General features: G+C 73.6%; 13 protein-coding genes. 3 read left to right on the forward strand and 10 right to left on the reverse strand.

Features of this window, described 5'->3' with window-relative positions:
• Nucleotides 1-22: 22 nt before the first annotated feature.
• From ACIQGV_RS24740 to ACIQGV_RS24765, 6 genes are all read right to left on the reverse strand, one after another.
• Complete coding sequence (locus ACIQGV_RS24740) at nt 23-769, reverse strand: endonuclease/exonuclease/phosphatase family protein (protein ID WP_402497487.1); 747 nt, start codon at nt 767-769, stop codon at nt 23-25.
• Nucleotides 770-868: 99 nt separating this feature from the next.
• On the reverse strand, nt 869-1,822 hold the full coding sequence (locus tag ACIQGV_RS24745) for an ROK family glucokinase (protein WP_402497489.1): 954 nt from the start codon (nt 1,820-1,822) through the stop codon (nt 869-871).
• 55 nt (nt 1,823-1,877) lie between these two features.
• Entirely contained in the window at nt 1,878-2,351 is a 474-nt protein-coding gene (locus ACIQGV_RS24750) for a DUF5304 domain-containing protein (RefSeq protein WP_402497490.1), read from the reverse strand.
• A 57-nt stretch (nt 2,352-2,408) separates the two neighbouring features.
• Entirely contained in the window at nt 2,409-3,593 is a 1,185-nt protein-coding gene (locus tag ACIQGV_RS24755; RefSeq protein ID WP_402497492.1) for an ArsA family ATPase, read from the reverse strand.
• 33 nt (nt 3,594-3,626) lie between these two features.
• Nucleotides 3,627-4,070, reverse strand: a complete 444-nt coding sequence (locus ACIQGV_RS24760) for an SRPBCC family protein (RefSeq protein ID WP_402497494.1) — start codon at nt 4,068-4,070, stop codon at nt 3,627-3,629.
• A 136-nt stretch (nt 4,071-4,206) separates the two neighbouring features.
• The gene (locus ACIQGV_RS24765; RefSeq protein WP_402497497.1) at nt 4,207-4,998 is read right to left on the reverse strand and encodes a metallophosphoesterase; all 792 of its coding nucleotides are present in this window, start codon (nt 4,996-4,998) and stop codon (nt 4,207-4,209) included.
• Nucleotides 4,999-5,307: 309 nt separating this feature from the next.
• Between ACIQGV_RS24765 and ACIQGV_RS24770 the strand changes: the two genes are divergently transcribed.
• A complete protein-coding gene (locus tag ACIQGV_RS24770; RefSeq protein ID WP_402497499.1) occupies nt 5,308-7,104 on the forward strand; it encodes an AMP-dependent synthetase/ligase in 1,797 nt (598 codons plus the stop codon).
• A gap of 25 nt (nt 7,105-7,129) precedes the next feature.
• On the opposite strand, the gene ACIQGV_RS24775 is transcribed toward ACIQGV_RS24770, so the two are convergent.
• Nucleotides 7,130-8,710 (reverse strand): GMC oxidoreductase, encoded by a 1,581-nt coding sequence (locus ACIQGV_RS24775; protein ID WP_402497643.1) that lies wholly within the window; start codon nt 8,708-8,710, stop codon nt 7,130-7,132.
• 608 nt (nt 8,711-9,318) lie between these two features.
• Nucleotides 9,319-10,461 (reverse strand): glycosyltransferase family 4 protein, encoded by a 1,143-nt coding sequence (locus ACIQGV_RS24780; protein WP_402497501.1) that lies wholly within the window; start codon nt 10,459-10,461, stop codon nt 9,319-9,321.
• Nucleotides 10,462-10,541: 80 nt separating this feature from the next.
• Between ACIQGV_RS24780 and ACIQGV_RS24785 the strand changes: the two genes are divergently transcribed.
• Nucleotides 10,542-11,816 (forward strand): glycosyltransferase 87 family protein, encoded by a 1,275-nt coding sequence (locus ACIQGV_RS24785; protein WP_402497504.1) that lies wholly within the window; start codon nt 10,542-10,544, stop codon nt 11,814-11,816.
• Here ACIQGV_RS24785 and ACIQGV_RS24790 read toward each other — a convergent pair.
• Complete coding sequence (locus ACIQGV_RS24790; RefSeq protein WP_402497506.1) at nt 11,777-13,090, reverse strand: MATE family efflux transporter; 1,314 nt, start codon at nt 13,088-13,090, stop codon at nt 11,777-11,779. The two genes, ACIQGV_RS24785 and ACIQGV_RS24790, sit on opposite strands and share 40 nt — an antisense overlap.
• Before the next feature lie 121 nt (nt 13,091-13,211).
• Between ACIQGV_RS24790 and ACIQGV_RS24795 the strand changes: the two genes are divergently transcribed.
• Entirely contained in the window at nt 13,212-13,742 is a 531-nt protein-coding gene (locus tag ACIQGV_RS24795; RefSeq protein WP_402497508.1) for a PadR family transcriptional regulator, read from the forward strand.
• Here ACIQGV_RS24795 and ACIQGV_RS24800 read toward each other — a convergent pair.
• Complete coding sequence (locus ACIQGV_RS24800) at nt 13,730-14,920, reverse strand: hypothetical protein (RefSeq protein WP_402497510.1); 1,191 nt, start codon at nt 14,918-14,920, stop codon at nt 13,730-13,732. The genes ACIQGV_RS24795 and ACIQGV_RS24800 overlap by 13 nt on opposite strands.

The raw sequence follows: 14,920 nt of genomic DNA on the forward strand, positions 1-14,920 counted from the left end.
ACGAGAAACGGGACCGCGGAGATCAGACCGCGGGGATCCTGAGGGCGGCCAGGACCGGAAGGTGGTCCGTGGCCGCCCTCAGGTCGTCCACGGTGATTCCCGGCTGCTCCAGGGGCACCCCGCAGCCCAGCACCTCCACGCCCCCGGTCGCGAAGACCGCGTCGATCCGGCGGTGCGGCTCGTCCCGGACCCAGGTGTCCGACGCCCCCCAGGGGGCGACCGCGTGGCAGTCCTGGAGCTGCTCGGAGAGCCTGCGGAAGGTGCGGCCGGAGGGGCGCTCGTTGAGATCGCCGCCCGCGACCGCGTACGGGGTGTCCAGCGCGGCCAGCCGGTCCAGCAGCAGTCCGCCCTGCTCGTGTCGCTCGGTGCGCTCCAGCGACAGATGGCAGCTGATCACGCCGAGGCGGGCGCCGCCGAAACGGACCACCGCCGTCGCGAGACCGCGCCGGTGCTGCCCCGGGGTGAGCGGCAGCAGGACGTCCTCGGTGCGTTCGACGCCCGCTCTCAGCGAGCAGAGCAGGGCGGGGCCCGCGGCGGTCGCGCCGCCGGAGAGGACGACCAGGTCGGCGGCGTGGGCCAGCCGGGCGAGTTTCTTGCGCCAGCGGAAGAAACGGGGGGCTTCCTGCACGAGGACCAGGTCGGGGGCGCAGGCCCTGATGACACGGACCAGGGCCGCGGTGTCGTCCCTCAGGGAGCGGACGTTGTAGCTGAGCACCCGGATGACCGCGGAACCGTCGGACTCTGTACGGGAGTCGGGGAGCGCCACCATGGCCGCCAATGTACGCCCACCGGGCCGGGGCGCGGCGGACGTGCGCGACTGGCCGTCTCCCGTGGCTCGTCGCGCCGTTCTCCGCGCCCCCGTACGGCATCACATGATCGGGTCGGGCTCCCGGGCCAGGTCCGCGGCGCCCACCATGCCGGCCTTGTTGCCCAGCTGGGCCGCGATCACGTCGGCCACGGGACGCCAGTTGCCACCCACCAGCCAGCGCTTGTACGACTTGCGGATCGGGTCGAGCACCAGGTCGCCCTCGTCCGAGAGACCGCCGCCGACGATGAAGGCGGACGGGTCGAAGAGAGAGGCCAGGTCGGCCAGGCCGGCACCGGCCCAGCGGGCCAGCTCGCGGTAGGAGTCGACCGCGACCGGGCAGCCCTGGCGGGCGGCCACGGAGATGTGCTTGCCCTCGATGCCGTCCGGGCTGCCGTCGCCGAGGGCGAGCAGCACCTCGGCGCGCTCCGGCGTGGCGTTGGCGCGCTGCTTGGCGTAGCGGACGAGGGCGCGGCCGGAGGCGTACTGCTCCCAGCAGCCCTGCGAGCCGCAGCCGCACAGCAGGCCGTCCGGCACCATGCGGATGTGGCCGAACTCGGCGGCGACGCCGAAGTGGCCGCGGCGCAGCTTGTTGCCGATGATGATGCCGCCGCCGAGGCCGGTGCCGAGCGTGATGCAGATGACGTTCCGGTGGCCCTTGCCCGCGCCGAACCTGTACTCGCCCCAGGCGGCCGCGTTGGCGTCGTTCTCCACGACCACCGGGAGGCCGGTGCGGGCCTCGACCTTCTCCTTGAGCGGTTCGTTGCGCCAGTCGATGTTCGGCGCGAAGTAGACGGTCGAGCGCTGACGGTTGACGTATCCCGCGGCACCGATGCCCACGCCGACGATCTCGTGCCCCGCGCGCGCGCCCTCCACCGCCGAGGCGATGGCGTCGATGATGGCCTCGGGCGTGGTGGGGGTCGGCACCTTGAAGGTCGAGAGGATGTTGCCTTCCTCGTCGACCACGCCGGCCGCGATCTTCGTGCCGCCGATGTCGACGCCGATGGTGAGTCCCATGAATCCCTCAGTTCCGGTCGAGCCCCGCTACGGCCAACCGTACCCGAGTGGGGGGTCAGTCCAGGTCGATGCGTTCGCCTGGTGGACCACCGTTCTCGCCCTTGCCGGGGTCCCGCTCGACGTCGGCGGCGCGGGCGGTCCAGCGTTTCTCCTGGGCCTGGACCGCGGAGCGGTAGGCGGCGAGGAGTTCCTGGCCCGCGGAGGCGAGGTGGTCGAAGACGTCGGGATTGCGCTCGATGACGGGTTCGACGGCCGCCTTGGCCTGCTGGACGACCTGCTGGACGATCTGCTGCGCGGCGGGTCCGGCGACCGCGCCGAGCAGCGGGGACTGGAGGCCGGAGAGCTTGTCGGCGACGGAGTCGACGAGCCGGCGCAGCTCCTCGGCGGCCGAGCCGGGAGGCGGCCCGTGCCGTTCCCGGCGCCGGGTCCGCTCCGCCGCGAGGTCCTCGGCGCAGGCCGTCGCCCAGGCGTCGGCGTCGGCGTCGGCCGTGGTCGCACGCTCCCCCGCTGCGGGGTGCTCTTCGCTCATGGCGGGCTCCTGACTGCGGTTCGTCCTTCCGACGTTACCGGACCGGACGCGGCGTTCTCACCGTGCCGTCGGCCAGAGCCCGGGGTCCGGCGCGAAGCGGATGCGCAGTTCCTCCTCGCGCAGGCTCGCCCCGGCCACGGTGCACCGGCGCAGCGCGGAGGGCAGCGGTACGACCCGGCGGAACGGGCCGACCCCGAGGACGAGTTCGTCGCCGCGCCGCATCAGGTCGAGCTGGTCGCGGGCGGCGCCGGGCAGCGGGATGTGCCAGACGAGGACACCGTCCTCGGCGAGCCGGTCGAGGACGGGCCACTCGACGCAGGAAGCGCGGGGGGGCGTGTCGTCGTCCAGGGCCGCGCCGAGGGCGGCCAGGTCGTCCGTGCCCTGCGGGTCGCGCCCCAGGTGGGCGGCGGTCGCCACCTCGTGCACGCACCGCCACTCCTCCAGCACCTTGCGCTGCTGCGCCACGGGTCCGGCGAGCCAGCTGCCGGGGGCCGCCTCGGACTCGGGCAGGACCCGGCTGGCGACCAGCCGGGCGGGCCGCCGGGCGCGCAGGGCGAGCCCGAGGGCGGCGGTGCGGACGGCGTCGGCACCGGCGGGGGTGGGTTCGGCGACCACCTGGACATGGGTGTCCCGGTCCGCGAGCACCGCCTCGACGGCGCCCAGCTCCAGGGCCCACCGCTCGGCGGCCTCGTACAGCCATTCCGCGGGCATCGGCACCCCGGCGAGCCGGCCGAGCACGGGCCGCAGCGCGCGGGCCGCCTGCCGTTCGGGCGGCAGCAGCCGCCGCAGGCACCGGCGCAGTTCCTCGGGGAGGCCCAGCAGGGTGAGGGCCCGGTCCAGGGGCGGCAGGTCCACGACGACCAGGTCATGGGCCTCGGAGAGCACCGCGTCGCGCAGCGCCCGCAGCAGTGCCAGTTCGTCGGCGCCCGGCAGCGGCGTCAGCTCCGCGGGGTCCAGCGGGGCGGCGCCGAGGAGGTCGAGCGCGCCGGCGGCGCGGTCCTGGAGCGCGGCGAGGTCCTCGCGGAACCCGGCGGCGGGGTCGGGCCGCCAGGCGGTGAGACGCTCCTCGGCCTGTACCGGCTCGGGCCCGGTGGGCGTGCCCAGGGCCGTGCCGAGCGTGTCGGCGCGGTCGGCGCTCAGGACGAGGGTGCGGGCCCCGCGGCGAGCGCCGGCGAGCGCGGTGGCGGCCGCGAGGGTGGTGCGCCCCGCACCGCCGGGGCCCGTGATCAGGATGGTGCGCATGAGGGTGACGTTAGCCCCCTGCGCGCGGCGCCCTCACTTCGCGCCCGACTCCACCCGCTTCTTCAGCCCGGCCAGGGCCCGGTCGATGATGACCTTCTCGGCCTTGCGCTTGATCATCCCGAGCATCGGGATCTTGACGTCGACGGTGAGCTGGTAGGTCACCTGGGTCGACCCGGGGCCCGCGGGCTTCAGGAGGTACGACCCGTCGAGCGAGCGCAGCATCTGCGACTTCACCAGGGTCCAGGAGACCTCGTGCTCGCCGGTCCAGGTGTAGGCCAGGACCTGGTCGTCCTTGATCGCGCCGGCGTCCATGACGAGCCGCACCTGCTCGGCCCGGCCCTGTCCGTCCTTCGCGAGGACCTCCGCCTCCTTCACCTCGCCGGTCCAGTCCGGGTAGCGGACGAAGTCGGCGATCACCCCCATGACGTCGGCCGGTGCCGCCTCGATCGTGATGCTCGAGCTGGTGTGTTCCGCCATCGCCGTGGCTCCTCCAGATGCGGTCCGGCAAGAGGTCGTGGTGCGCACAGGTGTGCAGCGTGGTCACGGTGCGCACGTGTGTGCAGCGTGAAGGCTACCGCGCGGCCGACCTGCCGCCCTCACCCCCTGCCGCCGCTCACCATTCGAGCGCCCAGGGCCTTCCGCTGCCCGCGAAGTGGCCGACGTTGACGCATTCCGTCGCCCCGATCCGCATCCGCCGCGCCAGTGGCTGATGGACATGGCCGAACAGGGAGTAACGGGGCCGGGTCCGGCGGATCGCCGCCAGCAGGGCCCTGCTCCCCCGCTCGAAGCGGCGTGCCACCGTGTCGTACACCAGTTCCGGGACCTCGGGCGGGATGTGGGTGCACAGCACGTCGACCTCGCCGACGGCCTCGATCTTGGCGGCGTACTCCTCGTCGGAGATCTCGTACGGGGTGCGCATGGGGGTGCGCAGGCCGCCGCCGACGAAGCCGAAGACACGGCCGCCGATCTCCACGCGCTCGCCGTCCAGGACGGTGAGGCCGGGGCGGGCGTACTCCGGCCACAGCGGCGGCAGGTCGACGTTGCCGTAGGTGGCGTACGTAGGGGTGGGGAAGGCCGCGAACAGCTCGGCGTACTGCTTGCGCACGGCACCCTCGATCACGGCGGTCCGGTCGGCGCCGACACCGGCCCACAGCCGGGCGCCGAGCGCACGGGCCTCCTCGAAGCGGCGGGCGGTGCGCAGCTCGACGAGGCGGTCGGCGTTCTCCACGCCGAACAGGTCGGGGAAGATGCCGCGCGAGTGGTCGGCGTAGTCGAGGAAGAGGACGAGGTCGCCCAGACAGATCAGGGCGTCGGCGCCGTCCCCGGCCCGGGCGAGGTCCGCCGCGTTGCCGTGCACGTCACTGACCACATGGACGCGCGTCCTGCTGCCTCGTGTGGATGCCATGGCGATCAAGGGTAGGCGGCGGAACGCGCCTGTGAACAGTGGCGGGCGGACCTGCGGTTACTGGCTGGTTCCGAACGCTGTCGACTACTGTGCGCGAAGAAACATCGACAGCAGTACCGATCTGTGTGACGCAGCGAACATCTCCCCGGGACCCCCTGTCGGAGACGCCATACCGGCGGGTAACGTCCGGGCAGTCCAGTCGTGCTCTGGATTTCAACATGTGAATCCGCGAGCACTTGCCCGAGCCTTGGACCGCACCGTCGCAGCACACAACGTCGTGGCGCCGGCGCCCTGTGAGGAGCAGCAGTCTTGCGCGAGTTCAGCCTTCCGGCCTTGTACGAGGTCCCCGCGGACGGCAATCTGACCGACATCGTGCGCAGAAACGCCGCGCAGCATCCCGATGTCGCCGTCATGGCCCGCAAGGTGTCCGGCCGCTGGCAGGACGTCACGGCCACGCAGTTCGCGGCCGAGGTCCGGGCCGCGGCCAAGGGCCTGATCGCCTCCGGCGTGCAGCCGGGCGACCGCGTCGGCCTGATGTCGCGCACCCGCTACGAGTGGACGCTGCTGGACTTCGCGATCTGGAGCGCGGGTGCCGTCACCGTGCCGGTGTACGAGACCAGCTCGCCGGAGCAGGTGCAGTGGATCCTGTCCGACTCGGGCGCCACCGCCTGCATCGTGGAGCTGGACGGCCACGCCGCCGCGCTGGAGGAGATCCGCGAGGCGCTGCCCGCCCTGAAGAACGTCTGGCAGATCGAGGCCGGCGGGCTGGAGGAGCTGGGCAGGCTCGGACAGGACGTGGCGGACGAGACGGTCGAGGAGCGCAGCTCGATCGCCAAGGCGGACGACGCGGCGACCATCGTCTACACCTCGGGCACCACGGGCCGCCCCAAGGGCTGTGTCCTCACCCACCGCAGCTTCTTCGCCGAGTGCGGCAACATCGTCGAGCGGCTGCGGCCGCTGTTCCGCACGGGCGAGTGTTCCGTGCTGCTGTTCCTGCCGCTGGCCCATGTCTTCGGCCGCCTGGTGCAGATCGCGCCGATGATCGCGCCGATCAAGCTGGGCTGTGTCCCGGACATCAAGAACCTCACCGACGAGCTCGCCGCGTTCCGCCCGACGCTGATCCTGGGTGTGCCGCGCGTCTTCGAGAAGGTCTACAACTCCGCGCGCGCCAAGGCGCAGGCGGACGGCAAGGGCAAGATCTTCGACAAGGCCGCGGACACCGCGATCGCCTACAGCAAGGCGCTGGACACCCCCTCGGGCGCGTCCTTCGGCCTGAAGCTGAAGCACAAGGTCTTCGACAAGCTCGTCTACAGCAAGCTGCGCACGGTCCTCGGCGGCCGCGGCGAGTTCGCCATCTCCGGTGGTGCCCCGCTCGGCGAGCGCCTCGGCCACTTCTTCCGCGGCATCGGCTTCACGGTGCTGGAGGGCTACGGGCTGACCGAGTCCTGCGCGGCGACCGCGTTCAACCCGTGGGACCGGCAGAAGATCGGCACGGTCGGCCAGCCGCTGCCCGGCTCGGTGGTGCGCATCGCGGACGACGGCGAGGTGCTGCTGCACGGCGAGCACCTGTTCAAGGAGTACTGGAACAACCCGGGCGCGACGGCGGAGGCGCTGGCCGACGGCTGGTTCCACACCGGTGACATCGGCACGCTCGACGAGGACGGCTACCTCAGGATCACCGGGCGCAAGAAGGAGATCATCGTCACCGCGGGCGGCAAGAACGTCGCCCCGGCCGTGATCGAGGACCGCATCCGGGCGCACGCCCTGGTCGCGGAGTGCATGGTGGTCGGTGACGGGCGGCCGTTCGTGGGCGCGCTGGTCACCGTCGACGAGGAGTTCCTGGGCCGCTGGGCGGCCGAGCACGGCAAGCCGGCGGGGTCCACCGCGGCGTCGCTGCGTGAGGACGCGGACCTGCTGGCCGCGATCCAGTCGGCGGTCGACGACGGCAACGCCGCGGTGTCGAAGGCGGAATCGGTGCGGAAGTTCCGCATTCTGTCCTCCCAGTTCACGGAGGAGTCGGGCCACCTGACTCCGTCGCTGAAGCTGAAGCGGAACGTGGTGGCGAAGGACTACGCCGCCGAGATCGAGGCGATCTACGCCAAGTAGGCGGCCGGCCGACGCGACGTCGGGTTCATGGCGCGGTGTCCTCCACGAGGACCCGCGCCATGATGCGTTCGGCGAGGGCGGTGATGGTGACGAAGGGGTTCACGCCGATCGAGCCGGGCACGAGCGAGCCGTCCACGGCGTAGAGCCGCCGGTAGCCCTTGACGCGTCCGTAGCCGTCCGTGGCCCTGCCCAGGACGCAGCCGCCCAGCGGGTGGTAGGTGAAGTCGTCGGCGAAGACCCGGCCGGACGAGCCGAACAGGTCGTAGCGGTAGATCGTGGCGTTCGCCGCGTTGATCCGGTCGAACAGTTTCTTCGCCATGCCCGCCGAGACCGCGCTCTGCGCGGCGCTCCAGCCGAGCCGCAGCGCGCCGTCCGTGCAGCTGAAGGAGGCCCGCTCCGGGTTCTTGGTGATGGCCAGGTAGAGGCTGACCCAGTGCTCCAGGCCCATGGGCAGCGGGGCGATCTCGGCGAAGACGGGGTTGGCGGGGTTCGACCAGTCGTCGATGCCCATGACCGGCATCGTGGACTGGTTCGCCCCCACGGTGTCCCACAGATGGTTGGCCCGGCCCAGCATCACGTTGCCGTTGGGGCCCCAGCCGGTGCCGACGCCGGCGTCCAGGTCGGGCAGGGTGCCCGACTCTCGGGCGCGCAGCAGGAGTTCGGTGGTGCCGAGGCTGCCGGCGCCGAGGAAGAGGTACGTGCAGCCGTACTCCTTGGTCTCGACGACCCTGCCGGTCAGGTCGATGCGCTCGGCGGTCAGGACGTAGCTCCCGTCGGGCGCCCGGCGCACCGAGGTGACCCGTTCTAGGGTGTGCACGGTGACGTTGCCGGTGCCGAGCGCGGCGGCCAGGTAGGTCTTGTCGAGGCTGCGCTTGCCGTGGTTGTTGCCGTAGATGACCTCGCCGGCCAGGGCGGACCTCGGGGCGGTGCCGGCGGCCTCGCGGCGCATGTGCTCGAAGTCGTAGACGTTGGGCACGAAGGTGGTGCGCAGGCCGGCCCGCGCCGCGTGCCTGCGGGAGATCCTGGTGAAGCGGTACCACTCCGTGGACTCGAACCAGGTGGGGTCGACGGTGTTGACGCCGAGCATGGAGCGGGCGCGCGGGAAGTAGGTGCCGTACATCTCGTCGGCGTCGACGGCGGGGAACTGCTCGGCGAAGTAGTCCCGGGGCGGGGTCACCGCCATGCCTCCGTTGACCAGGGAGCCGCCGCCGACGCCCCGGCCGACGTAGACGGACATGTGGTCGAAGCGGACGCGGTCCAGGGTGCCGGGGTGGCGGGCGATGTCCTTGTTGACGACGTCCAGCCAGAGGAAGGTGGCGAGCGGGGCCTCGGTGCGGGTGCGGAACCACATGGCTCGCTCGTCGGGGGCGGCGGTGGAGCAGAAGACCTTGCCGTCCGCGCCCGGGGTGTTCCACAGACGGCCCATCTCCAGGACCAGGGTGCGGATGCCGGCCTGGCCGAGGCGGAGGGCGGCGACCGCGGCGCCGTAGCCCGAGCCGACGACGACGGCCGGGGCGGAGTCGGCCGGGGCGGGTTCGGCCGCGTGCGCGGACTGCAGGCCGATCCGGGTGAAGCCGGAGGCCGCCGCGGTCTGGAGGGCCATCATGCCCAGGATCTGACGTCTTGTCAGCTGACGCTGCATCAGGTTTGCTGTCATGTTCCGCAGCATGCGTCGACTTTCCGGTTCCGCCTAGGGCGTGCGCGCGGTCCGGTGCGCCGCGGTCCGCCCGTCCGCGGCTTCCCGTCGCCCGCAGCCTGCCCGCACGGTCCCCCGCACCCCCGGCGGGTCCCCGCACCCCCGGTGCGTCCGCGTCGATTCCCCACGTCCCTGGTGCGTCCGCGCCGATTCCCCGCACCCCCGGTGCATCCGCGCGGTCCCCGCGTCCCCGGCGGGTCCCCGCCGATCCCCCGCACCCCCGGCGCATCCGCGCCGATCCCCCGCACCCCCGATGCGTCCGCGCCGATCCCCCGCACCCCGGCGGGTCCGCGCCGATCCCCCGCACCCCGTCGGCTCCCCGCGTCCCCGGGCAGGTCCGCGCCGGTCCCCCGCACCCCCGGCGGGTCCCCGCCGATCCCCCGCACCCCCGGCGGGTCCCCGCCGATCCCCCGCACCCCCGGCGCATCCGCGCCGATTCCCCGCACCCCCGGCGCATCCGCGCCGATTCCCCGCACCTCCGGCGGGTCCCGTCGGTTCACCGCGTTCCGGCGAGGGCCCTACAGCAGCGTCCTCAGGTTCTCCGCCAGCAGGTCCCAGCGCCACTTCTCCTCGACCCAGGCCCGGCCGCGCTCGCCCATGGCACGGCGCAGTTCCTCGTCCCCCAGGAGGGCGACGATCCGCTCCGCGGCGTCCTCGGGGGAGCCGCCCCGCACGACCCAGCCGGTCTCGCCGTCCAGGACCGCGTCGGGAGCGCCTCCGGAGTCGCCGGCCACGACCGGGAGGCCGGTCGCGGACGCCTCCAGGTAGACGATGCCGAGGCCCTCCACGTCCAGGCCGCCGCGGCGGGTGCGGCACGGCATCGCGAAGACGTCGCCGGCGCCGTAGTGGGCGGGCAGCTCGGACCACGGCACGGGGCCCGTGAAGCGGACGGAGTCCGCCACCCCGGTCTCGCTCGCCAGACGGCGCAGGTCCTGCTCGTAGGGGCCGCCGCCCACGATCAGCAGGACCGTGTCCGGCTCGGCGGCCAGGATCCGCGGCATGGCCCGGATGAGCGTGTCCTGGCCCTTGCGGCGCACCAGCCGCGAGACGCAGACCACGACCGGGCGGTCGGTGAGGCCGAGCCGGGCGCGGACCTCGTCGCCGCCGGAGGCCGGGTGGAAGATCTTCTCGTCGACGCCCGGCGGCAGCTGCACCATGCGCGAGGCCGCGGCCGGGCTCAGCGCGGTCGCGATCCGCGAGCGGGTGTACTCGCCGAGGTAGGTGATCGTGTCGGTGGAGTCGCCGATCCGGCCCAGCAGCTGCCGCGCGGCGGGCAGCTGGGCCCAGCCGGCCTCGTGGCCGTGGGTGGTGGCCACCAGGCGCTCGGCACCCGCCCGGCGCAGCGCGGGCGCCATCAGACCGAGCGGTGCCGCCGCCCCGAACCACACCGAGGTGCAGCCGTGCTCCCGCAGCAGCCGCACGGCCGTCCGGGTCGCGCCCGGGGTCGGCAGCAGCATGGTGGTGCGGTCACGGACGACGGTGAAGGGCTGCTCCGCGTCGAAGGCGGCGGTCGCCTCGGCGCCCTCGCGTCCGCGCTTCCAGGTGGAGGCGTACACGACGAGCTGCCCGGGATCGAGCCGCAGCGCCATGTTGTGCAGGAACGCCTGGATGCCGCCGGGGCGGGGCGGGAAGTCGTTGGTCACGATCAGGGTCTTGCGCATCGCCGCCGACCTTACCCAACGTAGACTCGCGGGTCGGCACGGCCGCGCTGCACGGCTCGCGCACAGGCCGACGGGGGATCATGGACCGGACGGCGGCCGGCGGACGAAGTGGGGCTCAGGTGAAGAATACGGACGTCGGACGTGCCGCGTTCGCTCTGTTCGCGGTGTGGGGCCTGACGCGTCTGGCCCTGCTGCTCTTCGTCTTCAAGGTCTTCGTCTTCCCCGGCCCCGACGTCACCAGCGACGTGTCGTTCATCTACCACGGCTGGTACGAGGTCCTGCGTGAGGGAACGTTCCCGCAGGAGGACGTCACCTGGCAGTACCCGCCCGCCGCCGCCCTGGCGATCCTGTCCCCCGCCCTGCTGCCCTTCCTGGAGTACGCGCAGGCGTTCTTCGTCCTGGCCTTCCTCGCCGACTTCGCCGTCCTGGCCCTGCTCATGTCCGCCGGGCAGCGGCCGGGCCGTACGCTGCGCGGCGCCTGGGTGTGGGTGGCCGGTGTGCCGCTGCTCGGCCCGACGGTGTACGCCCGCTACGACCTGATGGTGACCGCGGTCGCGGTGGCCGCGCTGCTCGCGGGGGCCCGGCGGCCCCGGCTGATGGGGGCGCTCGCCGGGTTCGGGGCGATGCTGAAGGTGTGGCCGGCGCTGCTGCTGGTGGGCTGTGTGAAGCGCCGGGCCTGGGGCGCGGCGGCCGCGACCGCGGCCGGGCTGGCGGTGCTGTTCAGCCTGGTGATGCCCGGCGCGTTCGCCTTCCTGACCTTCCAGCGCGACCGGGGCACCGAGGTGGAGTCGCTGGGTTCGCTGGTCTTCCATGTGGCCCGGCACCACGGCTGGGAGGGCCAGGTGCTGCTGAACTACGGCTCGGTGGAGTTCCTCGGCCCGTACGTCGACATGGTGAGCACGGCCGCGCTGGCGCTGACGGGCATGGCGATGGGCTGGCTGCTGCTGTGGCGGCTGGCGGCGGTGCGGTTCACGGCGACCACGCTCGCCGACGCCGCGTTCACGGCGGTGCTGCTGTTCACCGCCACCAGCCGGGTGATCAGCCCCCAGTACATGGTGTGGCTGGTCGGCCTCGCCGCGGTCTGCCTCGGGTACCGCTCCAGCCGGATGCGGCTGCCGGGCCTGCTGGTGGTGGCGGCGTCGCTGGTGACGGTGCTGGAGTTCCCGGTGTGGTTCGCGCACGTCGTCGCGAGCGACACGCTGGGCGTCGGCCTGCTGGTCCTGCGCAACGGCATGCTGGTGGCCGCCGGGTTCCTCGCGGCCCGTGAGCTGTGGCGGGCGACCGCGGCCCGCACACCCCCCGCGCCGCTGCCCGGTCAGACCGCCGCGGCCAAGGGGACCCCCGTCTCCTCCTGACGCCCGGCCCGCCGGAACAGCACGGCGCACACCGCACCCTGCAGGCCCGTCGCGAGCGCCGCCGCCAGGGCCACGCCGGGCAGACCGAGTCCTGACAGGCCGTACGCCAGCGGCAGCTGCACGGCCGTGCCGAACAGGGTCACCCGCAGCAGCACCCCCGCTCCCCCGCCACCCTCGAAGACCCCGCCGAGCGCGATGAAGCCCGCCATGAGGACCAGGTAGGGGCCGATGCAGCGCAGGAACAGCACGCCCTCGCGGGCGACGTCGGGGCCGGCGCCGAAGGCGGCCATGATCCAGGAGGCCGTGACCGCGAGCAGCACGGCACCCGCCAGCGCGACCGCGCAGGCGACCAGCACGGCCTCCCGTCCGATCGCCCGCCGCTCCTCACGGCCCTCCCCGAGGGTGTGCGCGGTGTGGATGGAGGCGGCCTGCCGCACCGCGTAGCAGGCCATGGTCACGACGAACATGACCTTGAACGCGATCGCGTACGCGGCCACCGCCGTCACCCCGAGCCGTGCCACGATCGCCACCAGCACCAGCGTGCCGGTCTGCCGCACGGTGAAGTCGGCGGACATGGGCAGCCCGGTCCGCAGCGTGCGCCGCAGCGCCGCCGCCACCGGCCCGGCGGGCCGCGCCCCGGCCCCCCGCAGCACCGCGTTGCGGCGTACGGCGACCAGTCCGGCCGCGAGGGCCGCGCAGCGGCACAGCACGGTGGAGGCGGCGGCGCCCTCGACGCCGTAGCGGTGCACGAACCAGGGGTCGCACACGAGGATCAGCCCGTTGGCGAGCAGGGCGAGCCGCATCGGCGTCCGGGTGTCGCCCGCGCCCTTCAGCAGGCCGTCGACGAGCTGCTGCGCGAAGAAGACCGTGACGCCCGGCAGGGAGACCGCGAAGTAGGCGGCGGCCAGGGGCACCGCGTCGCCGCCGCCCAGGGCGAGACGGGCCAGCGGCTCCCGCAGCAGGAACCCGCCGACGGCCACCACCGGGGTCACCAGCGCGCACAGCGCCCAGCCGCCCCGTACGGCCGCCCGCACCGCGGCGGGGTCCCGTGCGCCCCGTGCGTGCGCGACCAGCACGGTCGTGCCCGAGCCGAAGACGAGAGCCACACCGAGCAGCACGTTCTCCACCGTGGTCGCCATCGCCACGGCGGCCACGGCCGGCCCGCCGAGCCGGGCGACCCAGACGGTGTTGACGATCCCCGCGGCGACGAAGGCCAGGAACTGCACATAGACGGGTCCGGCGAGCGAGACGAGCTGCTTGCGATGGGCGTTCACGGATGTCCCCCTCGGATCGGCGCGGCACCTCGTTTCGAGTTGCCACACTTCGAGCTACCTCGATTCGAGGTAGCTCGATAAGAGGTAGCATGAGGCAGCGGCACATCACAAGGAGGAAAAGGTGCTGGAGCTGTCGATCCTCGGCTTCCTCGCCGAGACACCCCTGCACGGCTACGAGCTCAAGGAGCGGATCAGGGCCCTCAGCGGCCATGTCCGCCCGGTCAGCGACGGGGCCCTCTACCCGGCGATCAACCGCCTGATCGCCTCGGGCAGGCTCGACCAGCACACCGAGGAGGGCGCGAGCGCGGCGCCCCGCCGGGTGCTGTCCCTGACGCCGGAGGGCCGCGAGGACCTGCTGGAGCGGCTGCGGCACCCGAAGCAGACCGAGATCACCGACCAGGTCCGCTTCAACATCCTGCTCGCGTTCCTGCGGCATCTGCCCGACCGGCAGGAGCAGGCCGCCGTGCTCCGCCGCCGCCTGGACTTCCTGGAGACCCCGACGAGCTTCTTCTACGACGACGGCGCACCCGTGCGCGCCGAGGAGGCCGACGACCTCTTCCGGCAGGGCATGCTGCGCGTGGCGCGGGCGACCGGGAAGGCCGAGCTGGAGTGGCTGAGGGAGGCTCTGGACGTGCTCGGTCAGCCGAGCTGAGCCCGCAGATACTCCCGCCACTGCCCGGTGAACTCCTCCGGGGTCGTCCCGAGCACCCGCTCCAGCGCGTCCTCGACCGACCCGGCCCGCTGCCGGTGCTCCCCGACCGCGCGGTAGAACGCCCCGAGCCGGGCCTCGCCCCAGCGCTCGGCGATCATCCGGCACGCCAGCCAGCCGCCCTCGTACGCCCGGGCCAGCGCGGCCGAGTCCCCGTCGAAGCCGAAGTCGCCGTCCGCCGGCAGCGCCGCGGGCAGCCGCCCCTCGGTCACCGCCCGGGCCAGCTCCGGCGCGGCCTCGGCGGGGGTGCGGCCGGTGCCGCGGTAGCCGACCCAGTCGGCGTACCCCTCGGACAGCCACAGCGGGGTCGCGGCGTTGGTGTGGGCGCGGGTGGCCACATGAGTGGTCTCGTGGGTGAGCACGACCTGCCGGCCCGTCGGGCCGAGGACCCCGTACGCGTCGGGGTTGACGATGACCCGGTCCGCCGGCGCCCGCCGCGAACCGCCGACCTCGCCGGTGGTGACGGCGGCGATCCCCCGGTAGGCGGAGGCCGGTGAGCCGAGCAGCCCCGCCATGCCGTCCAGCGACCGGGGCACCAGCACCACGACGCGCCGGCTCCACTCCCCGTCCCAGGCGTCGGACACGGCCGGTACGGCGTCGTCGGTGAGACGCGCGAAGCCGTCCAGCGCCTCGCGGGACTGCCCGACGCCCAGCACGATGCCGTGCCGGGCGCGCACGACCGCGACCTCGCCCTGGTCCCACAGCTGCTGCGCGGACCTCCGCGCGGGCCGGTCGGACACCACCCGCCAGTCGCCCTCCGCGTCGCGCGCGAGGTCCAGCGTGCGGCCGGCGGTCGCGGGGGCCGTGTCGTAGCCGGAGAGGCTGTAGCGCAGCTCGGCGTCGGCGGTGGCCGTGTCGCCGCTGCGGCGCAGACCGGTGACCTCGTAGGTCCAGCCGGCCAGCGACACGGCCCGCAGCCGGTCGTACGTCACGGCGCCGCCGGTGGCCCGGTACGCCTTCGCGTCATGGGCGACGAGCGCCCGCCCGCGCCGGTCCAGCAGCTGCTGCACCTCGGTGCGGGTGTCGTCCCGCACGGCCGGCGCCCCGCACCCGGCCGGGGAGACGAGCAGCACACAGAGCAGCGCGACACCCGCGCTCAGCGCCCGCCTTCGACCAGCCAC

Origin of the sequence: Streptomyces sp. NPDC093094 (assembly GCF_044754345.1) — a bacterium.
Lineage (GTDB): Bacteria > Actinomycetota > Actinomycetes > Streptomycetales > Streptomycetaceae > Streptomyces.

Bases quoted from the DNA above. Each gene is read 5' to 3' on its own strand.
- ACIQGV_RS24765 (WP_402497497.1), bottom strand. From the start codon at position 4,998: ATGGCATCCACACGAGGCAGCAGGACGCGCGTCCATGTGGTCAGTGAC.
- ACIQGV_RS24780 (WP_402497501.1), bottom strand. From the start codon at position 10,461: ATGCGCAAGACCCTGATCGTGACCAACGACTTCCCGCCCCGCCCCGGC.
- ACIQGV_RS24750 (WP_402497490.1), bottom strand. From the start codon at position 2,351: ATGAGCGAAGAGCACCCCGCAGCGGGGGAGCGTGCGACCACGGCCGAC.
- ACIQGV_RS24740 (WP_402497487.1), bottom strand. From the start codon at position 769: ATGGTGGCGCTCCCCGACTCCCGTACAGAGTCCGACGGTTCCGCGGTC.
- ACIQGV_RS24755 (WP_402497492.1), bottom strand. From the start codon at position 3,593: ATGCGCACCATCCTGATCACGGGCCCCGGCGGTGCGGGGCGCACCACC.
- ACIQGV_RS24775 (WP_402497643.1), bottom strand. From the start codon at position 8,710: ATGATGGCCCTCCAGACCGCGGCGGCCTCCGGCTTCACCCGGATCGGC.
- ACIQGV_RS24760 (WP_402497494.1), bottom strand. From the start codon at position 4,070: ATGGCGGAACACACCAGCTCGAGCATCACGATCGAGGCGGCACCGGCC.
- ACIQGV_RS24785 (WP_402497504.1), top strand. From the start codon at position 10,542: ATGGACCGGACGGCGGCCGGCGGACGAAGTGGGGCTCAGGTGAAGAAT.
- ACIQGV_RS24745 (WP_402497489.1), bottom strand. From the start codon at position 1,822: ATGGGACTCACCATCGGCGTCGACATCGGCGGCACGAAGATCGCGGCC.